Origin of the sequence: Isoptericola sp. S6320L, assembly GCF_023015685.1 — a bacterium.
Classification (GTDB): Bacteria; Actinomycetota; Actinomycetes; order Actinomycetales; family Cellulomonadaceae; genus Isoptericola; species Isoptericola halotolerans_A.
This window is the reverse complement of sequence record NZ_JALKAT010000005.1, coordinates 140,753-164,795: the sequence shown is the minus strand read 5'-3', so window position 1 is coordinate 164,795 and position 24,043 is coordinate 140,753. Positions and strand designations below refer to the sequence as shown.

20 protein-coding genes are annotated in these 24,043 nt (G+C 75.2%); 11 read left to right on the top strand and 9 right to left on the bottom strand.

Going from position 1 to position 24,043, the window contains the following annotated elements; genetic code table 11:
- Positions 1-74: 74 nt before the first annotated feature.
- Positions 75-1,754, top strand: coding sequence for a glycosyl hydrolase family 18 protein (locus MWU57_RS05120; RefSeq protein ID WP_281495270.1), 1,680 nt, complete (start codon positions 75-77; stop codon positions 1,752-1,754).
- Between the two features lie 95 nt (positions 1,755-1,849).
- Here the strand turns inward: MWU57_RS05120 and MWU57_RS05110 are convergent, their stop codons facing one another.
- Positions 1,850-2,935, bottom strand: a complete 1,086-nt coding sequence (locus MWU57_RS05110; RefSeq protein WP_246907687.1) for an LPXTG cell wall anchor domain-containing protein — start codon at positions 2,933-2,935, stop codon at positions 1,850-1,852.
- A 130-nt stretch (positions 2,936-3,065) separates the two neighbouring features.
- Positions 3,066-4,937, bottom strand: a complete 1,872-nt coding sequence (locus MWU57_RS05105; RefSeq protein ID WP_246907685.1) for a DUF4012 domain-containing protein — start codon at positions 4,935-4,937, stop codon at positions 3,066-3,068.
- A 156-nt stretch (positions 4,938-5,093) separates the two neighbouring features.
- On the opposite strand from MWU57_RS05105, the gene MWU57_RS05100 reads away from it, so the two are divergent.
- The 3 genes from MWU57_RS05100 to MWU57_RS05090 are packed head-to-tail and all read left to right on the top strand — an operon-like array spanning position 5,094 to position 7,609.
- Positions 5,094-5,672, top strand: a complete 579-nt coding sequence (locus tag MWU57_RS05100) for an RNA polymerase sigma factor (protein WP_246907683.1) — start codon at positions 5,094-5,096, stop codon at positions 5,670-5,672.
- Between the two features lie 46 nt (positions 5,673-5,718).
- On the top strand, positions 5,719-7,110 hold the full coding sequence (locus MWU57_RS05095) for a hypothetical protein (RefSeq protein WP_246907680.1): 1,392 nt from the start codon (positions 5,719-5,721) through the stop codon (positions 7,108-7,110).
- A 55-nt stretch (positions 7,111-7,165) separates the two neighbouring features.
- On the top strand, positions 7,166-7,609 hold the full coding sequence (locus MWU57_RS05090; protein ID WP_246907678.1) for an OsmC family peroxiredoxin: 444 nt from the start codon (positions 7,166-7,168) through the stop codon (positions 7,607-7,609).
- Between the two features lie 132 nt (positions 7,610-7,741).
- Here MWU57_RS05090 and MWU57_RS05085 read toward each other — a convergent pair whose 3' ends face one another.
- Positions 7,742-8,857 carry an NAD-dependent epimerase/dehydratase family protein gene (locus tag MWU57_RS05085; protein WP_246907676.1) on the bottom strand — a complete coding sequence of 372 codons (1,116 nt, stop codon included), beginning with the start codon at positions 8,855-8,857 and terminating at the stop codon, positions 7,742-7,744.
- A gap of 291 nt (positions 8,858-9,148) precedes the next feature.
- Here MWU57_RS05085 and MWU57_RS05080 point away from each other — a divergent pair, with 291 nt between their 5' ends.
- Both MWU57_RS05080 and MWU57_RS05075 read left to right on the top strand, forming a co-directional pair.
- Entirely contained in the window at positions 9,149-12,046 is a 2,898-nt protein-coding gene (locus MWU57_RS05080; protein ID WP_246907700.1) for an FAD-binding and (Fe-S)-binding domain-containing protein, read from the top strand.
- Positions 12,047-12,080: 34 nt separating this feature from the next.
- The gene (locus MWU57_RS05075) at positions 12,081-12,686 is read left to right on the top strand and encodes a nitroreductase family protein (protein WP_246907674.1); all 606 of its coding nucleotides are present in this window, start codon (positions 12,081-12,083) and stop codon (positions 12,684-12,686) included.
- A 4-nt stretch (positions 12,687-12,690) separates the two neighbouring features.
- Here the strand turns inward: MWU57_RS05075 and MWU57_RS05070 are convergent, their stop codons facing one another.
- Positions 12,691-14,124: a PLP-dependent aminotransferase family protein gene (locus MWU57_RS05070; protein WP_246907673.1), complete on the bottom strand. Its 1,434-nt coding sequence runs from the start codon at positions 14,122-14,124 to the stop codon at positions 12,691-12,693.
- A 70-nt stretch (positions 14,125-14,194) separates the two neighbouring features.
- On the opposite strand from MWU57_RS05070, the gene MWU57_RS05065 reads away from it, so the two are divergent.
- Both MWU57_RS05065 and MWU57_RS05060 read left to right on the top strand, forming a co-directional pair.
- The gene (locus MWU57_RS05065) at positions 14,195-15,175 is read left to right on the top strand and encodes an aldo/keto reductase (protein WP_246907671.1); all 981 of its coding nucleotides are present in this window, start codon (positions 14,195-14,197) and stop codon (positions 15,173-15,175) included.
- A 38-nt stretch (positions 15,176-15,213) separates the two neighbouring features.
- Entirely contained in the window at positions 15,214-16,182 is a 969-nt protein-coding gene (locus tag MWU57_RS05060; protein ID WP_246907669.1) for an aldo/keto reductase, read from the top strand.
- A gap of 4 nt (positions 16,183-16,186) precedes the next feature.
- Here MWU57_RS05060 and cofC read toward each other — a convergent pair whose 3' ends face one another.
- Positions 16,187-16,930 carry a 2-phospho-L-lactate guanylyltransferase gene (cofC, locus tag MWU57_RS05055; protein ID WP_246907667.1) on the bottom strand — a complete coding sequence of 248 codons (744 nt, stop codon included), beginning with the start codon at positions 16,928-16,930 and terminating at the stop codon, positions 16,187-16,189.
- Positions 16,927-17,889, bottom strand: a complete 963-nt coding sequence (cofD, locus tag MWU57_RS05050; RefSeq protein ID WP_246907664.1) for a 2-phospho-L-lactate transferase — start codon at positions 17,887-17,889, stop codon at positions 16,927-16,929. Before cofD ends, cofC begins: the two co-directional genes overlap by 4 nt.
- A 35-nt stretch (positions 17,890-17,924) precedes the next feature.
- On the opposite strand from cofD, the gene MWU57_RS05045 reads away from it, so the two are divergent.
- Positions 17,925-18,245, top strand: a complete 321-nt coding sequence (locus MWU57_RS05045; RefSeq protein ID WP_106266177.1) for an MTH1187 family thiamine-binding protein — start codon at positions 17,925-17,927, stop codon at positions 18,243-18,245.
- A 105-nt stretch (positions 18,246-18,350) separates the two neighbouring features.
- Positions 18,351-20,114 carry a hypothetical protein gene (locus MWU57_RS05040; protein ID WP_246907660.1) on the top strand — a complete coding sequence of 588 codons (1,764 nt, stop codon included), beginning with the start codon at positions 18,351-18,353 and terminating at the stop codon, positions 20,112-20,114.
- Positions 20,115-20,255: 141 nt separating this feature from the next.
- On the opposite strand, the gene MWU57_RS05035 is transcribed toward MWU57_RS05040, so the two are convergent.
- Positions 20,256-21,215, bottom strand: a complete 960-nt coding sequence (locus MWU57_RS05035) for a zinc-binding dehydrogenase (RefSeq protein ID WP_246907658.1) — start codon at positions 21,213-21,215, stop codon at positions 20,256-20,258.
- A 51-nt stretch (positions 21,216-21,266) separates the two neighbouring features.
- Between MWU57_RS05035 and MWU57_RS05030 the strand changes: the two genes are divergently transcribed.
- The gene (locus MWU57_RS05030) at positions 21,267-22,256 is read left to right on the top strand and encodes a hypothetical protein (protein ID WP_246907655.1); all 990 of its coding nucleotides are present in this window, start codon (positions 21,267-21,269) and stop codon (positions 22,254-22,256) included.
- Positions 22,257-22,265: 9 nt separating this feature from the next.
- Here MWU57_RS05030 and MWU57_RS05025 read toward each other — a convergent pair whose 3' ends face one another.
- Complete coding sequence (locus MWU57_RS05025; protein WP_246907653.1) at positions 22,266-22,685, bottom strand: VOC family protein; 420 nt, start codon at positions 22,683-22,685, stop codon at positions 22,266-22,268.
- Positions 22,686-22,763: 78 nt separating this feature from the next.
- Positions 22,764-23,999: a homoserine O-acetyltransferase gene (locus MWU57_RS05020; protein WP_106266166.1), complete on the bottom strand. Its 1,236-nt coding sequence runs from the start codon at positions 23,997-23,999 to the stop codon at positions 22,764-22,766.
- Positions 24,000-24,043: the final 44 nt, after the last annotated feature.

Below are 24,043 nucleotides of genomic sequence, written 5' to 3'. Positions count from 1 at the left end.
GTCCCCGCGCACCGGGGACCCGACCGGCACCCCGGCCCGGCCGAGCGGCCGGGCCCGACAGAGAGGAAGAGACCATGTCCAGACCAGCACGAGGAGCACGCCGGATCACGGCAGCCCTCGCCGGGACGGCCGTCGCGCTCGCCGGTGCCCTCGGCGCCGTCGCCGCGACCAGCGCCTCCGCCGCGCCGACATCGTCCGGCGACAGCGCCATCAACGGGTTCCGCAACGTCGGCTACTTCACGCAGTGGGGCGTCTACGGGCGCGACTTCCAGGTCAAGGACCTGGTGACCTCCGGCGCCGCCGAGACGCTCACCCACATCAACTACTCCTTCGGCAACATCCACCACGAGAGCCTCGAGTGCTTCGTGGCGAACAAGGCGCAGGGCACCGGGCCGAACGGCTCCGACGGTGCGGGCGACGCCTGGGCCGACTTCGGGATGGGCTACACCGCGGCGAACTCCGTCGCCGGGGTCGCCGATACCTGGGACCAGCCGCTGGCCGGCTCGTTCAACCAGCTCAAGCAGCTCAAGGAGCTGCACCCCGACCTCAAGGTCATGCTGTCGATCGGTGGCTGGACCTGGTCGAAGAACTTCTCGCGCGCCGCGGCCACGGCCGCGTCCCGGGAGAACTTCGTGTCCTCCTGCATCGACCTCTACCTCAAGGGCGACCTGCCCGTGATCGACGGTCGCGGCGGTCCCGGAGCCGCTGCCGGCGTGTTCGACGGCATCGACATCGACTGGGAGTGGCCCGGCACGAACAGCGGGCTGGAGGGCAACCACGTCGACGAGGAGAACGACGCCGAGAACTTCCGGCTCCTGCTCGCCGAGTTCCGGGAGCAGCTCGACGCCTACGGGGCGCAGACCGGGGAGGAATACCTGCTCAGCGCGTTCCTCCCGGCCAACCCGGAGGACATCGCCGCCGGCGGCTGGAACGACCCGCGGATCTTCGAGTCGCTCGACTACGGCAACGTCCAGGGGTACGACCTGCACGGCGCCTGGGACCCGGACCTGACCGGCCACCAGATCAACCTGTACGACGACCCGGCGGACACCCGTGAGCCGAGCCGGCAGTTCTCCGTGGACACCGCCGTCCAGGAGTACGTCTCGGCCGGCGTGGACCCGGCCCAGCTCGGCCTCGGCATGGCCATGTACGGCCGTGGCTGGCAGGGTGCGACCTCCTCGGACGCCTGGGGACCGGCGACCGGTGCGGCTCCGGGCACGTGGGAGGCCGGCATCGAGGACTACGACGTGCTGCGGAACGTCGGCACGGAGTACTACGACGCCACGCTCGGCGCGGCCTGGCGCTACGACGGCAACCAGTGGTGGTCCCTGGACACGCCGGCCACCGTGGCGCAGAAGTCCGCGTACGTCCGGGACGAGGGTCTCGGCGGCGCGATGTGGTGGGACCTCTCCGGTGACGACGACGCCGAGCTGCTCGACGCCGTCGCCGCGGGGCTCTTCAGCGGCCCGGCCGGACCGGTCGACCCCGGCACGCCGGACCCGGACCCCACGCCTGACCCGGACCCGACGCCGGACCCGGACCCGACGCCGGACCCGGACCCGACGCCGGACCCGGACCCCACGCCCGACCCGGACCCGACCTGTGGTGACGGGTGGAGCAGCGGTGCGGTGTACACCGCGGGCGACGTCGTCTCGTGGGACGGGCACAGCTGGCGGGCCAAGTGGTGGACGACGGGCGAGGCCCCCGGCACCACCGGCGAGTGGGGCGTCTGGGAGGACCTCGGTACCTGCTGAGAGCGCAGCGCGGGCTGGTTCCCGCGCCGCACACGCACGACGCCCCCTCCCGCGGCCCGTCGGGAGGGGGCGTCGTGCTGCGCTCGTCCGCCGGTCTACTCGCTGCCGACGGCCCCGCGGCGGCGGCGGACGACCACGACGATCACGGCGCCCGCGGCGAGGAGGCCGGCTGCGACGGCCAGCAGGCCGAGGACCTCGCCACCCGTCTGCGGCAGGAACGGCGTCGACGCACCCGGGTCCGGAGGGCCGGCCACCGTGGTGCCCGGGGGTGGCACCTCCTCGTCGATGCAGCCGTCGGTGTCCTGCGGGAAGGTCACCGGGACGGTCACCTCGGGGTTGACGGCGAACGTGACGTCGACGGTGCCGACCGCCCAGCCGAAGTCCCGGGTGTTCTGCCACATGTTGTTGACGAGCTCCCAGCCGTCCTCGGCGGACAGCTCGACGAACCGCTCGGGGTAGGCGCCGGGCCAGAGCACGCGGCCCTGGAGCGGCTGGTCGGTCTGGACGAAGTCCTCGCCGTCCGGGTTCTGCCAGGTCAGGGTCACCGTCGTCTCCGGCGTGCCCGTCACGGTCACCCCGTAGTCGAGGTAGGTCACGCCCTCCGAGCACAGGGGGGTGAGGGTGTCGACCTCGATCGTCGGCTCGTCGACCTCGGGCGGGTTCGTGGCGCAGTCCGGGGAGGACGGCGGGTAGCCGACCGTCCGCGTCGCCGACGGGTTGACCTCGAAGAGGACCTCGACCGACGGGCGGACCCAGTCCCACTCGTCGCCCACGACCCACTCGCCGTCGACGAGGCTCCAGCCCGGCCAGTCCGTGGGGTTGCCGGCACCGTCGACCTCAGCGCCCGGCCAGAGGACCCGCCCGGACAGCGGCTGGTCGGCGACGACGTAGTCGTCGCCGGAGGGGTTCACGAACGTGATCGTCACGGCGTCGGGCGGTGGCTCGACGCCCTCGGTGACGGCGTCGTACTGCAGGTACGGCACGTCGCCGTCGCAGATCGGCTCCAGGATCTCGAGCTCGAGGTTCTCCTCGGGCTCCTCCGCGTAGCCGGTCACGCTCGGGGACGGGCTCGGCCCGTCGTCGGTGTCGGCCACCGCGAGCGTCCCGCCGCCGAGCACGACGACGGCACTGAGGCCGAGCGCCATGAGTGCGCGTCGCCGCGCGCGTGGTGCCGAAGTCATCGGTCCGTCCCCTTTGGTGTGCCGTGCCCTGGTGCGCCGTGCGCCGGAGTCCCTGCGCGCCTTTCACGCTAGCCACGGCGCGGCGGCGCGGGTATGTCTGGTACGGGTGAAAGCGGCCGGACGGCCGTTTTCACCCGCAGAACGGGACCTCGAGCTCGCGGAGCCCGGACGTGCTCGCCGTCGGGGTGGACCACACCTCGAGGCGGCCGGGGACGCCGGTGCCCTCGCCGCGCGCCGCCGCGGCCGAGGCGGGCACGGCGACCTCGATCGTCGTCGTGCGCCCCGGGCGCAGCGTCACGCCGATGGTGGTGTTCTGCCGGCCGTGCACGGCCAGGCTCGACCCACCGACCGGGGCGCCGTCCTGGGTCAGGGCCGGTGCCCCGCCGCCCTGCGGCCCCGCAGCCGTGAGGTTGACGACGACGTCCCCCCGGCGCGGGTCGTCCTCGGGGCCGGCGACGTAGAAGGGCAGGTCGCGGGCCGTCTCGCGGTCGAGCCGGTTGGTGAGCGTCACCGCCACGGTGTCGAGGCGGCCGTCGCCGGTGCACACCGACCTCGCCAGGTCCAGCTCGACGTCCAGGTAGGCGGACATCTTGCCGACCCTCGTGTCCTCGAGGAACACGCCGACGGCGTCCGCGGTCCGCTCGGCACCGAACGTCCCGGCGATCAGCGTCCCCGTGAGCAGGTCCTGCTCGTCCGGATCCGCCGACCAGGTCAGGAGCCGGTGCTGCGCCGCCGCTCGCTGGAACGCCGGCAGGACGGCGCTGACCTCCATGTCGCTCGACGTGATGCCGGCGAACGTGGCCGCGGCGACGGCCGCGAAGAGCTGGTCGGCCTCCTCCGGCTGCAACGTGTCGTAGACCCGGCGCAGCAGCAGGTCGACGACGTTCTCCGCGCCGACCTCGACGCTGTCGCTGCCGACGGCGGCGGCGACCTCCTCGGGGAGCGGGACCTGGACCGGCCCGGTCACCTCGAGCAGGAACGACAGGGCGACCGGGTCGGTGGCGACGACGCCGTCCACCGTCTCGCCCTGCGAGCGCGCCCACATCTCGGCGGCGGCGGCGCCGGTCGTCGTGAACTCCGGGGTGGCCGTCACGTCCTGCACGAACCGTCCGATCCGCTCCGAGTAGGCCGCCTCCTCCTCCGGGTCGAGGGGGACGACGCTCTCCTCGAACGGCCCGACGTCGCCGCTGGCCGCCTGCTTCTCTATCGTCACCCGGCCGTCCTCGACGGCCATCAGGGTGAGGGCGCCGGGGATGCCGCCGGCGGCCCGCAGCTCGCCGTTGTTCATGCCGAGCAGCAGGTACTGGCGGGGTTCGTCCGCGCCGAGCATCGGTGGCAGGAGAGTCGTGACACGCTCGGCGGTCGCCGTGATGCCCGCGAGCTGATCGAGCCGCGCGTCGAGCGCGACCAGCGGTTCCACGAGCTCGGTGCGGATCCGGGTGGGATCGACCTGGTCCAGCTCGGCCCGCGCCTCGTCGAGGGTCACGCGTGCGGCGGACGCCTGCCCGGCCACCGCGGCGAGCGGGGCCAGGTCGATCCCGCCGTCGTCGGTGCGGCTGGTCGCCGCCGCCGCGTCGGCCGTCGCGGCGAGCGCCGGCAGCACGTCCGCGGCGAGGTCGTCGAGGGCCGCGGCGACGCGCTGGACGGCGTCCACCGAGGGGCCGATCACCGGCAGGTAGGAGGCGAGGTCCCACAGCACGCCGTCGGTGGCGTCCCGCGCGATCGCGGTCTGCTCCTGCAGCGCGATCAGCTCGGGGGCGTCCGTCATCGACCGGCCCGACTCCTCGAACAGCCCCGTGCGCAGCGTCTCCTCGACGGCGGGGACCTGCGCGGCGGCGTCCTGGAGCGCGTCGCGGGCCGTCAGGGCGTCGCGGATCATCAGCACCGCGGCGACCAGGACGGCGATGACGAGCACGACCATCGTCGCCAGCACCCAGCGCAGGGCACGGCGCCGCGGCCGCACCCTTCGCAGGTCCGCTGCACCGCCCGTCTCGACGGTCATACCGGCAGCGTACGTGGCCGGCCGACCGCGAGGTCAGCGTGTCGAAGGGTGAAACCCGCCTCGACGTGCTGCAAGGCTGGGGGTCCTCGTGACACAGAGCAGGCAACCGGCACGCGGACCGTCGCAGCGCCGCGACCACCGACCGCAGGAGGCACCGTGACCCCCGACGTGGCGACCGAGCACGACGACGCCTGGTTCGACGCGCTGTTCGCCGCGCACGCGGGTGCCGTGCACCGCTACTTCCTGCGCCGGCTCCCGGCCGGCGACGGGTCGCGGGACGAGGCCGAGGACCTCGCCGCCGACGTGCTCGCCACCGCCTGGCGACGCCGCACCGACGTGCCGCGCGGGGCGGAGCTGCCCTGGCTCTACCGGACCGCCGGTTACGTGCTCGCCAACCACCGGCGCAAGCACCGCGCCCTGCCGGTGGCCGCCGTGCCGGACGAGCCCGACGACGTCGACCCGGCGGTGCTCGCCGTGACCGACGACCGCGTGCGCCGGGCGCTGGCCGGGCTGTCGCCGCGGGACCGGCGCATCCTGCTCCTCGTCGCGTGGGACGGGCTCGGGGGCGACGACCTCGCGGAGGTCCTGGGCGTCGGCCGTGGCGGCGCCGACGCCGCCCTCTCCCGCGCCCGTGCCCGGCTGCGCGACGTGTGGGCGCAGGGCGACGAGGACGCCTCCGAGGGCGACGCACCGCCCGGGGCCACGTCCGACGGGACGCAAGGAAGCCGCCCGTGACGACACAGGCAGGGTGTCGAAGCGCGCACGCCCCGAGGAGGTCGTGATGAACACCGAGGACGAGTCCTTCGAGCGGCTCGCCGCCGCGGACCCGGCGGCCGACGCGGAGCCGCGGCCGGGTGTGCTCCGGGCCAAGGTCGACGCGCTGGCCGGCACGCCCGCGCAGGTGCCGTCGTCGGGCACCGACGAGCTCGCCGGGCGGCGGGAGCGGCGCCGGGCACCGTGGCTGGTGGCCGCGGGCGTGGCCGGTGCCGTGGCGCTGGGCGGCGGCGGGTACCTGCTCGGTGCGGCCGGTGCCGAGGGCGGGGCACCCACGGCGAGCGACGAGGCGGCGAGCGAGGTGCTGCCGCCGATCACCCTCGGCGGGGCCCGTGACGGGGCGGAGTCCGGCGGGGACAGCGCGGCGAGCGAGGCGATGGAAGGCCAGGCGGCGACCGAGGACTCGGCCGGTGCGTCGTCCTCCGCCGACATCTCCCTGCCCGGCTGGCACGACGGCCGGGCGGTGTTCAGCGGGAGCGGGCTCTCGGACGAGCCCGGCACCGCGGCGGCCTACGCCTACGACGCCCGGGAGGTGGCCACCGAGGCCGGCGCCGCCCGCCTCGCCGAGGCGCTCGGCGTCGCGGGCGAGCCCCGCTGGGAGTGGGGGTCGTGGCAGGTGGGTCCGCGCGACGGTGACGGGCCGAGCATCTGGCTCTCGGCGGACGGCACCGCCTACTTCAGCTACAACGACCCGGCGGCCGACCCGTGGCGCTGCGCCGAGGAGCCGGTCGAGACGCAGGAGCGCGAGGACGCCGAGGGCGGGGCCGACGTCATCGAGCCCGCCCCCTGCGCGGAGCCGGACCGACCCGAGGTCTCGCGGCAGGAGGCGACCGACCAGGTGCGGGACCTCATGGAGCAGGTCGGCGTGGACCCGTCCGGTTTCGCGTTCGACGTGCCGGACGACGGCGGCAGCGAGGGTGCGCGGTGGGTCTCGGCCACGCAGGTGGTGGACGGGCAGGCGACCGGGGCGACCTGGAGCGCGACCGTGAGCGACGACGGCATCGCGTGGCTCGACGGTTTCCTCGCCGCGACGGCACCGCTGGGCGACTACCCGGTGGTGAGCCCGGCGGAGGCCGTCGAGCGGCTGGGGGACCCGCGGTTCGGCGGGTCCTCCTGGCCCGTGGCGTACGCGCAGGAGACGGAGCGGATGCTCGAGGAGTCCGTCGAGGAGGACGGTGGCGAACCGACGCCGCCGCCCGCGCCGCCGTCGTCGGGCGGCGACCTGCCGTGGCCGGTGTCCGAGGTGACCATCACCGAGGCCCGCCTGGGGCTCACCCAGCACCACGACGCGGGCGGGGCCGTCCTGCTGCTGCCGGCCTACGAGCTGAGCGATGCCGCGGGGAACACCTGGTCGGTGCTCGCGGTGGCCGAGGAGGCGCTCGACACGACCTCCTCCTGAGGGCGTCCCGGGGTACGGTCGGAGCGTCCCTGAAGTCCTTCTGAAGGAGATCGGCATGCCCACTCGTACCGCACGCACCGCCTGGAACGGCACCCTGCAGGAAGGGTCGGGCCAGCTGGAGCTCTCGAGCTCCGGCACCGGGACGTTCCCCGTCTCGTTCCCGAAGCGTGCCGCCGACGACGCGGACGGCACCACCAGCCCGGAGGAGCTGGTCGCGGCGGCCCACTCCTCCTGCTTCGCCATGGCGTTCTCCGGCGAGCTCGGCAACGTCGGTGCGACGCCCGAGCAGGTGGAGGTCACGGCCGACGTCACGCTGTCGCCGGACCCGGCGGGCGGCTTCCAGATCTCCACGATCGCGCTGTCCGTGCGTGGCTACGCCACGGGCACCGACGAGGCCGGCTTCCGCAAGGCCGCCGAGGACGCCAAGCTCGGGTGCCCGATCTCCAAGGCGCTGGCGGGCGTCGGCGACATCACGCTCGACGTCTCGTACGAGGGCTGAGCCGGAGCGAGCGTGCGAGTGCAGGCCCAGCCCGACCGTGGGTCCGAGGGCTGAGCCGGAGCGAGCTCGCGAGTGCAGGCCCAGCCCGACCGTGGGTACGAGGGCTGAGCCGGAGCGAGCTCCCTCTCCTCGCTACTTGGTGAGCGGCGGGGTGTCGGCGTGAGCACCGTCGAGCACCCCGCCGATCACCTCGAGCAGCACCTCGCCCTGGGTGCGCGTCGGCTGCCAGTGCAGGACGTCGCGGGCGCGTGCGGCGTCCATGACGATGTTGGCCGCCGCCATGTCGAGCCAGCCCGCGTCGATCGGTACGAGGCGCGCGCGGGACGCCAGGTCCAGGCCGCGCCGCATCAGCCCGACCGGTAGCTGGACGAGGTGGCCGTCGGCGAGCAGGTCGGCCAGGTCCTGGCCGGTCAGCGCACCGTCGGGTGCCAGGTTGAAGGCACCGGGGTGGCGGCCGACGACGGCGGCCCGGACGGCGCTCGCGGTGTCGTCCGGGTGCAGCACCTGCAGCCGGAGCCCGCGGGGGAACGGCACGAGCGGGAACAGCGGCGGGTCGGCGGGCTCCGGCGGCCGGTCCGCCTGCCAGCCGCGGATCAGCCCTCCGACCGCCTTGCCCAGCGGCCCTGCCGCGATCTTCAGGCCGAGGCGGCCGACCGGCCCGAGGAAGTAGCGCCCGATCTCGGCACCGGCCTCGCGCTGCAGCATGATCGCCGCGCGCATCCGTGTCACGGTGAGCCACGGTTCGGCGGCCTCCACCTCGTCCAGCATGGACTCGACCTCGGCCTTGTCGAGCGCGTAGGACGAGCCGGGGACGCCGCGGGTGGGCCAGCTCTCGTCGATCGCGTGGCCGTCGGCCGGTCCGGGGGAGTAGACCCCGGACGCCGACATGAAGAGCAGGTGCTGCACGCGGTTGCGCACCACGGCGTCGACGACGGCGCGGGTCCCGTCCACGTTGACGTGGTGGAGCACGTCGGGCTTGCGCGCCGGCTGGATCGTCCAGACCAGGTGGATGACGACGTCGGCACCGGCGAGCGCCGCGTCGAGGCGCTCGGCGACGGTGGCGTCGTCCGCGAGGTCGGCGCGTGCCCACTCCACGGCGTCGTGCGGCGGGCCGACGGTGCTGGTGCCGTCCGTGCGGGGGACCCGGCGGGCGACCCCCACGACGGACGTGACGACCGGTTCGGCGACGAGGGCGCGCAGGATCGATGTCCCGACGTTCCCGGTGGCTCCGATGACGACGACTCGCATCCCCTGACGCTATCGGTGCTGGTCCGGCCGCGCGCGACGGGCGCACCGGGCACGGCGGCCTGCCCCGCGTGGCGGACGGTCGGGTCGATCCTGGCGCGGCGGTGGCACAATCGCCACGTGTCTGCCCAGTCGACGACCACACCTTCCGGCCACGACCCGTCCCCGGACGCCGCGCCGTCCGCGGAGGACGCGCAGGTGGCCGCGCTCGCGGCCCAGCGGGAGGCCGAGCGCGAGGCGCAGCTCGCGGCGGCCGAGGCGCGCGAGGCGGTCGCCACGGCCCTGCGCACGGTGATGGCCGGCGTCGTCGACACCATGACGCGCCGTCGTGCCGAGTACTCCACGGACGCCTCGAACTACCGGGTAGTCCCCGACGTGGTGGCCTTCCCGACGTCGACGGACGACGTCGTCGCGGCGCTGGAGGTGCTCCGTGAGCTCGGCGTCCCGGTCACCGCGCGCGGTGCCGGCACCTCGGTGGCCGGCAACTCGGTGGGCCCGGGCGTGGTCCTCGACCTCTCCCAGCACCTGCACGCCATCGGCACCGTCGACCCGGAGGCCCGGACCGCCGTCGTCGAGCCGGGTGTGGTGATGTCCTCGCTCCAGCGCGCCGCGGCGCCGCACGGGCTGCGGTTCGGGCCGGACCCGTCCACGCAGAACCGCGCCACGCTCGGCGGGATGATCGGCAACAACGCCTGCGGGCCGCACGCCGTCGCCTACGGCCGCACGGCCGACAACGTGGTCTCCCTCGACGTGGTGGACGGGCGTGGCCGCCGGTTCACCGCGGGCCGGGGCGACCCGACGTTCGCCGCGGTCCCCGGCCTGGCGGAGCTCGTCCGCGAGAACCTGGCGCTCATCCGCACCGAGTTCGGTCGGTTCGGCCGGCAGGTGTCCGGCTACTCGCTGGAGCACCTGCTGCCGGAGAACGGCTCGGACCTGGCCAAGATGCTGGTCGGCACGGAGGGCACGCTCGTCACCGTGCTCGGCGCCACGCTCGAGCTGGTCCCGGTGCCGAGCGCCCCCACGCTGGTGGTGCTCGGCTACCCGGACATGCCCTCTGCGGCCGACGACGTCCCGGTGCTCCTGCGGCACGACCCGCTCGCGATCGAGGGTCTCGACGCCCGCCTGGTGGACGTCGTCCGGCGTGCGAACGGTGCGGACTCCGTCCCGGACCTGCCCGACGGCGCGGGCTGGCTGATGATCGAGGTCGGCGGCACGTCGCCCGGCGAGGCCCGCGAGATCGCGGAGATGATCGTGGGGGCCTCCGCGGCGGTCGACGCCGCGATCTACCCGGCCGGCCCCGACGCGACGAAGATGTGGCAGATCCGGGCCGACGGCGCCGGGCTGGCCGGGCGCACGCCCGCCGGGGAGCAGGCCTGGCCCGGCTGGGAGGACTCCGCGGTGCCGCCGGAGAAGCTCGGCGACTACCTGCGCGACCTGGACGCGCTCATGGCGCGCTACGGCGTCGACGGCCTGCCGTACGGGCACTTCGGCGACGGCTGCATGCACCTGCGCATCGACATCCCGCTGGAGACGTCGGGCTCGGTGCTGCGCACGTTCCTCATCGAGGCCGCCGAGCTCGTGGCGAAGTACGGCGGGTCGCTGTCGGGTGAGCACGGCGACGGCCGCGCCCGCTCCGAGCTGCTGCCCCTGATGTACTCGCCCGAGGCGATCGCGCTGCTGGAGCAGGTCAAGGCGCTGTTCGACCCGGACGACGTGCTCAACCCCGGCGTGGTCGTGCGGCCCGCCGCCGTCGACGCGGACCTGCGCCGCCCCGCGGCCCGGAAGGTGCCGTCCACGGCACCGATCGGCGACCGGGGTCTGCTGGGCTCCGGGACCCTGCGCGGCCCGGCGAAGAAGACCGGGTACGCGGGTTTTGCGTTCCCCCACGACCACCACGACCTGACGACGGCGGTGCACCGGTGCGTCGGCGTCGGCAAGTGCCGGGCGGACACCAGCGCGGCCGGCGGGTTCATGTGCCCGTCCTACCTGGCGACCAAGGACGAGAAGGACGTCACCCGCGGCCGCGCCCGCGTGCTGCAGGAGGCAGTCAACGGGTCGCTCGTCGGCGGCCTCACCGCGCCGGAGGTGCACGAGTCCCTGGACCTGTGCCTGAGCTGCAAGGCGTGCTCGTCGGACTGCCCGGCCGGGGTCGACATGGCGCAGTACAAGTCCGAGGTGCTCCACCGGACGTATCGCGGGAAGCTCCGCCCGATGGACCACTACGCGCTCGGCTGGCTGCCGCGCTGGGCCAGGTGGGCGGGGCTCGCGCCGCGGGCGATCAACAAGGTGCTGTCCGTGGGCTGGGTCCGCAAGGCCGTGCTGTGGGGCGGTGGCATGGACACGCGCCGCGAGGTCCCGCGCTTCGCCGAGCTGCCGTTCCGTACGTGGTGGCGCCGCGGGTACGCCACGCACGGCGTGCCCGGCCTGGCGCACCGCGACCTGCCGGGCAAGCCGGCGCCGGAGACGCGGCCGAAGGTCGTGCTGTGGACCGACTCGTTCAGCGACTCGCTCTCGCCGTCCGTGCCCCAGGCCGCCGTGAAGGTGCTCGAGGCGGCCGGGTACGAGGTCGTCGTCCCCGACAAGCAGGCCTGCTGCGGGCTGACGTGGATCTCCACGGGCCAGCTCGACGGTGCGCGGCGCCGGCTGAGCGACCTGCTGACGGTGCTCGGTCCGTACGCGGTCAACGGGATGCCGATCCTGGGGCTCGAGCCGTCGTGCACGGCGGTGCTCCGCTCGGACCTGCTGGACCTGTTCCCCGACGACCCGCGAGCCGTCGCCGTCGCCGCCGCGACGAAGACGCTCGCCGAGCTGCTGACCGACCCGGCCACGGCACCCGCCGCGGACTCGGGCTGGGAGCTGCCGGACCTCAGCGACGTGACCGCCGTCGTGCAGCCGCACTGCCACCAGCACTCGGTGATGGGCTTCAGCGCCGACCGGTCGCTGCTGGCCGACGCCGGGGCGACCGTCACCGAGCTCGCCGGGTGCTGCGGGCTGGCCGGCAACTTCGGCATGCAGAAGGGGCACTACGACGTGTCGGTCGCCGTGGCGGAGAACGCCCTGCTCCCCGCCCTGCGGGCGCAGGGCGAGGGCGAGGAGTTCATCGCCGACGGGTTCTCGTGCCGCACGCAGGCGGTGCAGCTCGAGGGCGTCGAGGGCAAGGCGCTGGTGGAGGTTCTCGCCGAGCGGCTCTGACGCCGCGGAGGCCACGGGATGCCACGATGGCCGCATGGAGTTCCGTGACGTGGTCCGACGGCGGCGCATGGTCCGCCGCTTCCGCGACGAGCCGATCGCCCCGGAAGTGGTGGACCGGCTGCTCGACCACGCCGTGCGCGCCCCGAGCGCCGGGTTCACGCAGGGCTGGTCGTTCCTGGTGCTGACCTCCGACGAGGAGCGCGAGCGGTTCTGGGCGGCCACCACGCCCGTGGACTCGGTGCGCGACATGTCCGCCTGGCTGGCCGGGATGCGCACGGCCCCGGTGCTGGTCGTGGTGCTGTGCTCGCGCGACGCCTACGTCGGCCGGTACGCCGAGCCGGACAAGGGCTGGACGGACCGGGACGAGGCCCGCTGGCCGGTGCCGTACTGGCACGTGGACGCGGGCATGGCCTCGTTGCTCATGCTCCAGACCGCCGTCGACGAGGGCCTCGGTGCGTGCTTCTTCGGGATCGATGCCGGACGCCGGGCGGCCTTCCGGGAGGCGTTCGGCGTGCCGGACGAGTGGGCACCTACGGGCGTGGTCGCCGTCGGGCACCCCGAGGCCGGGGGAGCGAAGGGCTCACCCGCGCGCCGGCAGCGCAAGCCGATGGCCGACGTCGCGCACCGCGGGCGCTGGTGATCCCTCAGACGCACGCCGCGAGCCGGGCCACGGCCTCGTCGAGCCGGGCGTCGACGAGGTTGCCGTAGCCGAGCACCAGCGTCCGTGATCGGGCCGCCGGCCGCGCCTGGTAGCGCCGCAGGTCCACCACCCCGACATCGCGCGCGGCGGCGGCCCGCACGACGTCGGCGGCGTCGGGTGCCGACGGCGGCAGCTCCAGCAGCGCGTGCAGCCCGGCGGCCATGCCGTGCAGCCGTGCGCCGGGCATCCGGTGGCCGACGGCGCCGGCCAGCGCGTCGTGCCGCCGCCGGAACCGCGTCCGCGCGGCCCGCAGATGCCGGTCGTAGGCGCCGTCCGTGAGAAATCGTGTGAAGGTGAGCTGGTCCACCACCGACGGCGCCCCCGAGCGTGCGACGTCGCCCACCGCGGCGCGCCACGCGGTCGGCACCACCATCCATCCGATCCCGAACGCCGGTGACATCGTCTTGCTCACGGACCCGAGCAGCACGACCCGCTCCGGGTCGAGCCGCTGCAGGGCTGCCACCGGCCGCCGGTCGTAGCGGAACTCGGCGTCGTAGTCGTCCTCGACGACGAGGCCGTCGACGGCGCGGGCCCAGGCCAGCACCGCCTCGCGGCGCTCGCCGGCGAGCGCCACCCCCGTGGGGAACTGGTGGGCGGGGGTGAGCAGCACCGCTCGTGCTCCGGTCCGGGCGCCGGCCTCGGCGAGGCGGTCGACGTCGATCCCGCGGGCGTCCACCGGCACCGGCACGGGCCCCAGCCCGGCCTGTCGGGCGACGTCGCGCAGGACGGGCCACGACGGGTCCTCCACGAGCAGGTGCGTGTGCCCGGCGGCCCGCAGGGCGGCCGCGACGCGCGCCATCGCGTCGGTGGCTCCCCGCGTGACCACGACGGCGGTGTCCGGCGCCTCGATCATCCGCGCGCGGCGCAGATGGGCGGCCACCGCCGTGCGCGCGGCGGGGTGGCCCGGTCCGGGCGCCGCCGAGAGGTCCGTGCTCGAGGCCGTGGTCAGCGCCTCGCGCGCCGCCCGGAGCCAGGCGGCGCGCGGCACGTGGCGCAGGTCGGCGACCCCGGGGCGCAGGTCGAAGACGGGCCGCGGGGGAAGGGTCGGCAGGTGCGGCGGCGAGGCCGTCGCCGGAGCCGGGTCGCGGGCCGGCCCGGCACCGGGTCCCGGCCCGGCGGCCACCCGCGTGCCGGCACCGACCCGCGCCTCGAGCACGCCCTCGGCGACGAGCTGGCCGTAGGCCTCGGTGACGACCCAGCGTGAGACGCCGAGCGACTCGGCGAGCCGGCGGCTGGCGGGCAGCGCGGCACCGGCCGGCAACCGCCCGGAGCCGACGGCGTCACGCAGCGCCTGCTCGAGCCGCGCCACTCGCGGGCCGGGCGCGGAGCCCAGGTCGAGCAGCGTCTCCCACGCCAGATTGGTCTGGTCGATAGCCATGTCAGTGGACGGTACACCCGGACCGATCCCTCCGTAGCGTCGAGGACGTACCCCACGACACGGAGGAACCATGCGCTACCGCACCATCCGCAACGGCTCCACCTCCTTCGAGGTGAGCACCCTGGGCCTGGGCACCATGTGGTTCGGCACCCACACCGACGAGGAGACCGCGCGCAGCATCCTCGACCGCTTCGTCGAGGCCGGCGGCACGTTCCTCGACACCGCGAACAACTACAACGGCTGGGACGGCGGGCACGGCCGGGACAGCGAGGACGTCCTCGGCCGCTGGCTCGCGGACCGGGGCCTTCGCGACGAGGTGCGCCTCGCCACCAAGGTGGGCGCGGCCAAGAAGGACCCGGACCTGCCGCAGACGCACGTGCCGCCGTCGAACTACCAGGGCCTCGGCGCCGACACGATCGCTCGGGAGGCGCGGGAGAGCCTGCGCCACCTCGGCGTCGACCACCTCGACGCCCTCTACGGCCACGTGGACGACGTCGACACCCCGCTCGCCGAGACCGTCGGCGCGTTCGGCAAGCTCCAGGCCGAGGGAATCGTCGGGATCACCGGCATCTCCAACGCCGCGCTGCACCGCGTGGTCGAGGCCCGCGAGGAGGCCCGCCGTCAGGGCGTCGCCCCCTACGGGCTCGTGCAGCAGCAGCGCACCTACCCCTACCCGCGGCCGGACGTCGGCCGGCACAACTGGGCGTCGTCCGAGCTGCTCGACTACGCCCGCGCGTCGTCCGAGGCGGGCAGCCCGCTCGCCGTGACCGCGTACTCGCCCCTCATGCAGGGCGCCCTCACCCGTGCCGACAAGCCGTTGTGGGACGGGTTCGACCACCCCACCACCCACGAGCGGCTGCGGGTGCTGCGCGAGGTGGCGGCAGAGATCGGCGCCACCCCGAACCAGGTGGTGCTCGCGTGGCTGCTCGGCGGCGAGGTCCCGGTGATCCCCGTCGTCGGGGCGAGCAGCGTCGACCAGCTCGACGAGCTGCTCGGTGCCGCCGACCTCGACCTCGATCCCGCGCTGCGCGCCCGGCTCGACGCCGTCTGACCACCACCGACCAGCACGAACCGACCGACGGAGGAACCATGCGCTACCGCACCATCGGCACCGGAGACCGCGCCATCGAGGTCTCCCTGCTGTGCCTCGGCACCATGAACTACGGCACCCTCGTGGACCCGGCCACGTCGGAGGCGATCCTCGACCGGTTCGTCGAGGCCGGGGGCACCTTCCTCGACACCGCGAACAACTATGCGATCTGGAACGGAGGCCACGGCCGGGACAGCGAGGACCTGATCGGCGGCTGGCTGGCGTCGCGCGGCGTCCGCGACCAGGTGCGCATCGCCACCAAGGTCGGTGCCGGTCCCCGCGACCCGGCGGCACCCTTCGGGCCGGAGAACTTCGAGGGCCTGGGCGCCGCGGTGATCGAGGCCCAGGCCCACGAGAGCCTGCGCCACCTGGGCACCGACCGCATCGACGTGCTCTACGGGCACGTGGACGATCGCGACACCCCGCTCGCCGAGACGGTCGGCGCCCTCGGCAAGCTCCAGGCCGAGGGGTCGGTGGGCCTGACGGGCATCTCCAACGTCGCGCTGTGGCGCCTGGTGGAGGCCCGCGCCGAGGCCGAGCGCCAGGGGGTGCCGCCCTACGCCGTCGTGCAGCAGCAGCACTCCTACGTGTACCCGCGGCCGACGTCGCGCCCGTGGGTGAGCCGTGACCTGCTGGACTACGCCGCCTCCACGGGGGTGCCGGGCCGGCCCGCGCTGTCGGTCGTGGGGTACGGGCCGCTGCAGGCGGGAGCCCTGATGCGGGACGACAAGGGGCTGTACCACGACGCCGACCACCCCGGTTCGGTCCACCGGGTCAGGGTGCTGCGCGACGTGGCCCGCGAGATCGGGGCCACCCCCGCGCAGGTGGCGCTGAGCTGGATGATGGGCGGCGAGGTCCCGGTGGTCCCGGTGACCGGGCCGAGCTCGGTGGAGCAGCTCGACGAGCTCCTCGGCGCGGTGCACCTCGACCTGCCGGCCGAGGTCCGCGCCCGGCTCGACGCGGCCTGAGGCGCTACCGCGCGGTCAGCGGGTGCCCGACGGCGGCGCCCACCCGGGCACGGATCTCGCGCGGGAGCTCGGCCCAGTCGTCGAGGGTGTCGAGGTCGGCGGTCGTGCCGGGGCGTTGCACGACGGCGGAGGTCAGCCCGTGCGCGGCGGCCTCCGCCTCGTGGGCGGCCCGGGACCCGGGACCGAACCGGAACCGGAAGCCGTCGGCGCCCGGCACCTCCAGCGGCACGGACAACAGATTGGTGCCGGTGCCGTGCCGGTCGGTGGCGACGGCCACGTCCGCCTCGGTCGTGAGGAGGGCGTGCACGTCGGCGGCCGTGAGCCGCGGCAGGTCCGCGTGCACCACCAGCACCCGGTCCGCCCCGGGGTACGCGCCGTGCTCACGGGCGTGCTCCCGGACGTGCTCGCGGGCGTGGTCGAGGGCACCGTTCAGGCCGGGCCGGTCGGGCGGCTCCGGAATCACCTCGGCAACTCGTGACCTGATCGGCAGTCCGGACTGCCGATCAGGTGACGAGTTGCCGTTCAGACCGGGCAGTACCTCCTCGACGAACGGCACGTCCGCCGTCACGACCACGACACCCGCCAGCCCGCCGTCCGCCACCAGCGAGGCGAGCACCTCCCCGACGTGCCGGGCGAGCGCGACGACCAGCCGGCGTCGGGCACCCGGGTCCAGGGCGGCCGCCAGCCGCGACTTGCCCGAGACCCCGTCCCGCAGCGGGACGACCGCGACCGTGCGAGGGCTCGTCACGCCCGGTGCCCGACGCCGGCGAGGAGCTCGCGGGCGAGGCGCTCGCGGCCGTCCGGGCCACCCATGACGGTGTCGGTGACCACCACCTCGAACCCGAGGTCCGCGATCGGGGCGGCCAGCGCGGTGTCGGCCTCGTCGATCACCATGACGTCCACCACGCCGGTGTAGAGCCGGGCCACGCCCAGGGCCGAGACCTCGTGCCCGAGCGTCTCGAGGATCTGCGCGGCCGGACCCTTCACGGCGCGCCCGCCCACGATCGGGCTCACCGCCACCCGGCGCGCGCGCGAGGCCCGCACGGCGTCGCGCACGCCGGGTACCCCGAGCACCGGCTCCACCGACAGGAACGGGTTCGACGGCGCCACCACGAGCAGGTCGGCGTCCGTCACCGCCGGCAGCACCCCGGGGGCGGGAACCGCCGTCCCGATCCCGTCGAAGGTCAGGCCCAGCACCGCGTCCGCGTGCTGGCGACGCACGAAGTACTCCTGGAAGGCCAGCGTGCCCGACGGCGTGGTGACCCGCGTGCGCACCGGGTCGTCCGTGACGGGCAGCAGCCGGGCGTGCACCCCCAGCGACGCCGCCAGCGCGGCCGTCACCTCGCTCAACGGCGCACCCTCCCGGAGCCGGGCGGTCCGCACCACGTGGGTGGCGAGGTCCTTGTCCCCGAGCGTGAACCACGTGTCCTCGCCCAGCCGCTCGAGCTGCGCCAGCGTGGCGTACGACTCGCCCGTGAGCCCCCAGCCGCGCTCCTCGTCGTTGAGCCCGGCCAGGGTGTACATCACCGTGTCGAGGTCGGGCGAGACGTGCAGCCCGTGGCGTGCCGTGTCGTCACCCACGTTGACCACGCACGTCAGGCCGCCACCGCCCGCCGGCGCGCCGCCGTCGGGCAGCGCCAGCGCGAAGCCGTGCGCGAGCCGGGCGCCGCCGACGCCACCGGCCAGGACCGTCACCGAGGTACTCACCCCCCGAGCCTAGACGGGCACGGCATGATGGACGCATGGCTGTCTTCGCGTTCTCCGTCTCCCCGCTCGGCGCGGGGGAGTCCGTCGCGGGCCCCGTCGCCGAGGCCGTCCGCATCGTGCGCGAGTCCGGGCTGCCGCACCGGACCACGTCCATGTTCACCGAGGTCGAGGGCGAGTGGGACGAGGTGATGCCGGTGATCCAGCGCGCCACCGAGGCCGTCGGCGCGGGCGGCCACCGGGTCTCGCTGGTCCTCAAGGCGGACATCCGCCCGGGGTACACCGGCCAGCTCGACGCCAAGGTCCGCAGGGTCGAGGAGGCCCTCGCGGCGGACGAGGAGCAGGCCGGCCACGCGTGATCGTGGTCACCCACCTGGGGTGTTGCAGGTCACGGGACCCCGCGCCGTAGGCTATGCGGCACACGGCACCGGGCCGTGTGCCGCAACCGGGGAGAAGTCAGCGCGATGCCACTGTTCGAGGTCGACGCCAGCAGGCCGCTCCTCGTCCAGTCCGGGCGATCCTCCGGGGGCGTGGAGCCCGGGCTCGGGACGACGGCGCACCGCGTCGTGGACTCGCACATCGACGGGCTGCTCGGTGAGCAGATCTTCCCGGTCGCGCAGGGCGTGGGGCCGGACGAGCCGCACCTGCTCGCGCTGGACGCCACCGGCTCACCGGTCGTGGTCGAGCTGGTCGCCGATCTCGACCGCCCGGCCCTGACCCGGGCGCTGGACCACGCGGGCTGGGCTGGCCGGCTCACCCGCGGAGAGCTCGCGTCCCGCTACCACGGCGGGCCGAACGCGTTCCAGCGCGACGTCGCCTCGTTCTACGACTCCGTGCCGATCACCCGCTCCCAGCCGGGGCGTTCCAGCGCCCGGCTGATCATCATCTGCCAGGACGCCGGCGAGGAGATCCTCAACGCCGTCGACTTCCTGCGCCAGCCCACGATGCCCGTCGAGGTCCTCAAGATGGGCGTGGTGCACAGCCAGGACGGGCGGCGGTTCGTCGACGTCTCCCCGCTCGTCATCCACCCCGCCTCCGCCCCGACGGCGCCGCGCCTGTCCGGCGCCGCACCCGCGGAGGAGGCCCGCGGCGGTTCGGCGGCAGGCGGCGGCGAGCCGGAGTCGTTCGCCGAGGGCGTCAAGGTCGGCATCGCGCTCACCGGCAAGCACCCCGCGGTGACCCAGCCCGCCGCACCCAGCGCGCCCGCGGCACCCAGCACCCCCGCGGCACCGACCCGGCCGGCCACACCCGACCCGGCCCCGCAGCGGACCCGGGCGGGACGGCGGGCCGCCGCCGGCGCCTCCAGCCTGTCGCTGCCCACGGTCCGGCCCGACGCCCCGGGCGCGGGGGCACCGGGCGGTGTCGCGCCGGAGGGTGCGGTGCCCCGTCCGGCGCCCGCGGACACCCCTCCGCCGCCGCCTCCCGCGCCGCCGCAGCCGGCAGCCGCCCCCCAGCCGGCTCCGGCCCCCCAGCCGGCGCCCGCCGTCCGACGACGGTCCCGCACCGACCGCTTCTCGTCGCAGCCTCAGCAGCCCTCGCCGGAGCTCGCGGCCTTCACCGCGGCGTCCGCGGGCTCGGCGGAGGACCTCGACCTCGCGGAGCTGGCTCGCCGCACGACCACGTCGGCGGCGAGCACCGACACCCCCGGCCTCGGGGAGGACTTCGCGCGGTACACCGCCCCGGCGCTGGACCTGCCGCCGGCGCCTCGGCCGGAGCCTGCCGCACGACGTCGTGAGCCGGCGCCGTGGGACCCGCCGGAGGCCCGCTGGGAGGACCCGCTCAACGACCCGCCGCCGTACCGGTCCTCCGGCTGGGAACCGTCGACGCCGAGCACCTGGACGAACGCCTCCGAGGACCTGCCGCGCCTCGAGGTCCCGCCGCTCGAGGCGCCGTCATACACGCCACCGCCCGACCACGGGCTGTACGAGAGCGCGCCGCCGGCGCCCCTGGCGTTCGACGACGAGGTGGACGGCGACCTCATCGCGCTGGCGGCCACGCTGCACCGCCCCACCCTGCTCGTGTGGTCGCGGCCGCGCCGCCGCCAGCACTTCGAGGCGGTGCTGCACCCCGACGGCGTGATCGAGCTGTCCGACGGCTCGCGCTACCAGCACCCGGACCACGCGGCCTCGGCCGCGAGCGGCACGCCCACGGACGACGGCTGGAACGTGTGGCACCTCGGGCCCGACGGTCCGTCGTTGCTCGACGCCTACCGCGCCCGCTTCGCCTGACCCCCGCCGTCGGCCCCCTCGGGGCGTCGTGCGCGCGATCGTTGTGGGCGCGATTTCTGGGCCGAGAAGCCCGGCAAAGCGGGCATATCGGGCCATAAATCGCGCCCACAACGTGAGGTCAATCGCGCCCACAACCTGAGGTCAGGGGACGACGACGATCTTGCCCGTCTGCTCGCCGGCCGCCAGCCGGGCGAGGCCCGCGCCGACGTCGGCCAGCGACACCTCCGAGTCGATGACGGGCCGCACGCCGGTCCGTGCGCAGAACCGCAGCAGCGCGGCGAGGTCCTCGCGCGAGCCCATGGTGACGCCCTGGACGCGGATCTCGGAGAAGAACACCCGCGTGAGCTCCGCGGGCGGTGCGTCGCCGCTGGTGGCCCCGCACACGACGATCACGCCGCCGGGCCGCACGGAGCGCACCGAGTGCGCCCACGTCGCCTCCCCGACGGACTCGACGACGGCGTCGACGCGCGCGGGCAGCCGGGTGCCGGGTGCGACGGCGTGAGCCGCGCCGAGCTCGAGGGCCCGCTCGCGCTTGGCGCCGTCGCGCGACGTGGCCACCACCTCGAGGCCGGCTGCCGCGCCCAGGACGATGGCCGCCGTCGCGACACCGCCGCCCACACCCTGCACCAGGACCCGGTCGCCCGGCCGGAGCGCGGCCGCGCCGAACAGCATCCGGTAGGCCGTGAGCCACGCCGTCGGCAGGCAGGCCGCCTCGGCGAAGGTGAGCTCGGCGGGCTTGGGCACCAGGTTCGCCGTGGGGACGGCGACCTGCTCGGCCAGGGTGCCCGGGTACCGCTCGGACAGCAGCGACCGGCGCTCGTGCGGGCCGACGCCGTGGCCGTCCGCACCGACGACGCCGTGCAGCACCACCTCGGAGCCGTCCGGTGCGACGCCGGCGGCGTCCGTGCCGAGGATCATCGGGAGCTGTTCCTCGCGCAGGCCCACCCCCCGCAACGACCACAGGTCGTGGTGGTTGAGGGCGGCGGCACGGACCTGGACCGTGGTCCAGTGCTCCCGGTCCGTCGGTGCGGGCCGGTCGGTGACCTCGAGTCCGTGCAGCGGGTCGTCGGGGGAGAAGCGGGCGACGGTGGCAGCGAGCATGGTCCCAACGTAGAGGACCTTCCGGTGCCGCGGGCCACTATGTTGGTCGCCATGGTTGACGACGTCGTGCACCGACCTGCCGAGCCCGACCCCACCGATCCCGACTCCGCGGCCCTCGAGGCGCGCGTCGAGCGGGCGCAGCAGGACGCCACGCTGCTCGCCGACTACCTGGCCCGCCGGGAACGTGCGGCGTCGGGGCTGCGGGTGGCCGAGCAGGCGGTGGCGCAGGCGCAGGAGCTGCTCGCCGCCGAGTCGGCCGACGTCGACCGGCTCGAGTCGCCGAGCCTCGACCGGCTCTGGGCGACGCTGCGCGGCACCCGCGAGGACCGCCTCGACACCGAGCGCGCCGAGCAGCAGGCCGCGGAGTACGCCGCCGCGGCGGCCGAGGCCCGCCGGGCGGCGGCCCGGCGCGAGCTGCAGGTGGCCGAGGACGCCGTCGTCGGGCTCGGTGACGTCGCCGGGCGGCGGGAGCAGGCGCTGGCCGACAAGGAGGCGTGGCTGTGGACGGCGGGCGGTGGCCGCGGCGCCGAGCTCGTGGACGTCGCGGAACGCCGGGGACGCCGGCGGGCGGAGCAGGTCGAGATCGCGCAGGCGCATGAGGCGGCCGACGCCGCCGCGCACGCTCTCGAGGCAGCGGCGGGCGAGCTGGCCGGGGCCGACGGCTGGTCGACCTACGACACCTTCCTGGGCGGCGACTGGCTGGCGAGCATGGCCAAGCACCACCGCCTGGACCGGGCGGCCGAGCGGGTCCGGGTCGCCGACGCGGCGCTCGCCCACCTGGCGGTCGAGCTGGGCGACGTCGGCGAGCGCGGCGTCGGTGTGCTGGGCGTGGAGGGCCTGACGCGGACGTTCGACATCTGGTTCGACAACGTCTTCAGCGACCTGTCCGTGGCCCGGCACATCCGTGCGTCGCGCGAGCGGGTCGAGGCCGCCCGCGCCGCCGTCGAGCACGTGACACGGCGGCTGGCCGACCGGCGGGTCGTGGTGGAGCAGGACCTGGTGGCGCTCGAGCGCCGCCGGGAGGCGGTCCTGCTCTCGTAGCGGTCCGGGTCAGCTCGCGCCGACGTCGAACATCCAGGTGATGCCGTAGCGGTCGGTGAGCTGACCGTAGTGGTCGCCCCAGGGAGCCGGCTCGAACGGCATGACGTCGGTGGCGCCGTCGAGCAGCGTGCTGATCGCCGCCTGCACGTGGTCCATGTCCTCCGGGCCGCCGGTGAGCGCCACGGTCACGCCGCTCGTCGCGGGGACGTACGGCATGGACGACGGCGTGTCGGCGGCCATGAGGACGAGCCCGCCGGGCGCCTCGAGCTGACCGTGCATGACGAGCTCTTCCTCGGCGGGGTCGTCGGTCATGCCGGGCATGGAGCCGAACGTCATGATCTCCAGCTCACCGCCGAGCGCGGTCCGGTAGAACTCGAGGGCCTCGCGGGCCTGGTCCCGGAAGCTGAGGTAGGGGGTGAGCCTGGCCATGGTCGGTCCTCCTGGAGGGACGGGGACGCCCTGGCGGCGTCCCGCACCATGGTGGGGCCGGCGTGCCCCGCTCGCGCGCTATGCGGGGGGAACGGGCGCGACCTCGGTGAGGAAGTCCCGCAGCAGCGGACCCGTCTGGTCGTGCTCGAGCAGGAACCCGTCGTGCCCGAAGTCGGAGGTGATGACGCGCAGCTCCCCGGCGCCCGGCACCCCCGCGGCGATCCGGGCGCACTGCGCCGGCGGGAACAGCCGGTCGCTGTCCACCGCCACGACGAGCGCCCGCGCGGTGATCTGCGCCAGGGCGGAGTCCACCCCGCCGCGGTCCCGGCCGAGGTCGTGCGTCATCATCGTCTCGGTGAGCCGCAGGTAGGAGTTGGCGTCGAACCGGCGCGCGAGCTTGTCGCCGTGGTGGTCGAGGTACGACTGCACGGCGAAGCGGCCGTCGTCGAACGGGTCCTCGCCGCCCTGGGGCAGGCGCCCGAACCGCTCGTCGAGCTCGCGTGCGGTGCGGTAGGTGGTGTGCGCGATCTGCCGCGCGATCGCCAGTCCGGCGTGCGGACCCTCGCCGTCCGGGGCGTCGTAGTAGTCGCCGCCGTTCCAGCGCGGGTCGGCCCGGATGGCGCCGAGCTGCGGGTGGGCCCAGGCGATCTGGTCGCCCGACGACTGCGCGGCGGTGGCGATGGCGGCGACGGAGCGCACCTCGATGCCGGCCTCGGGCCCGAGGATCGCCCACTCCAGGACGCGCATGCCACCCATGGAGGCGCCGACGACGGTCGCCCACGAACGGATGCCGAGCAACCGGGCCAGCTCGACCTCGACGGCGACCTGGTCGCGCGTCGTGATGCGCGGGAACCGGCCGCCCCACGGCCGGCCGTCGGGTGCGGTGGACGCCGGGCCGGTGGTTCCCTGGCAGCCGCCGAGCACGTTGGGCACCACCACGAAGTACCGGTCGGTGTCGATCGGTGCGCCGGGGCCGATCATGGGCTCCCACCAGCCGGCGGTGAGCTGGCCGGGCCCGGCGGGACCGCGCACGTGGGCGTCGCCGGTGAGCGCGTGGAGGACCAGGACAGCGTTGGAACCGTCCGGTGCGAGCTCGCCGTACGTCTCGTAGGCCACGCGCACGTCCGGCAGGCGTCCGCCGGCCTCGAGGTCGAAGGTGCCGACGTCGGCGAACCGGCGGTCCGCGACCGGGTCGCCCTCGCGCCAGGCGCCGGACGCCGGGACGGGCGACGCGGGGCCGCGGCGGGTGGCGCGGGGTCGGACTGCCGCGGGAGCGCCCGCCGGTCTCGTCGTGCTGGTCGGCGTCGGGGTCATCGTCTCTCCTGGCTGCGGTCTCCGGCGGTGCGGTCGGGCGGGCG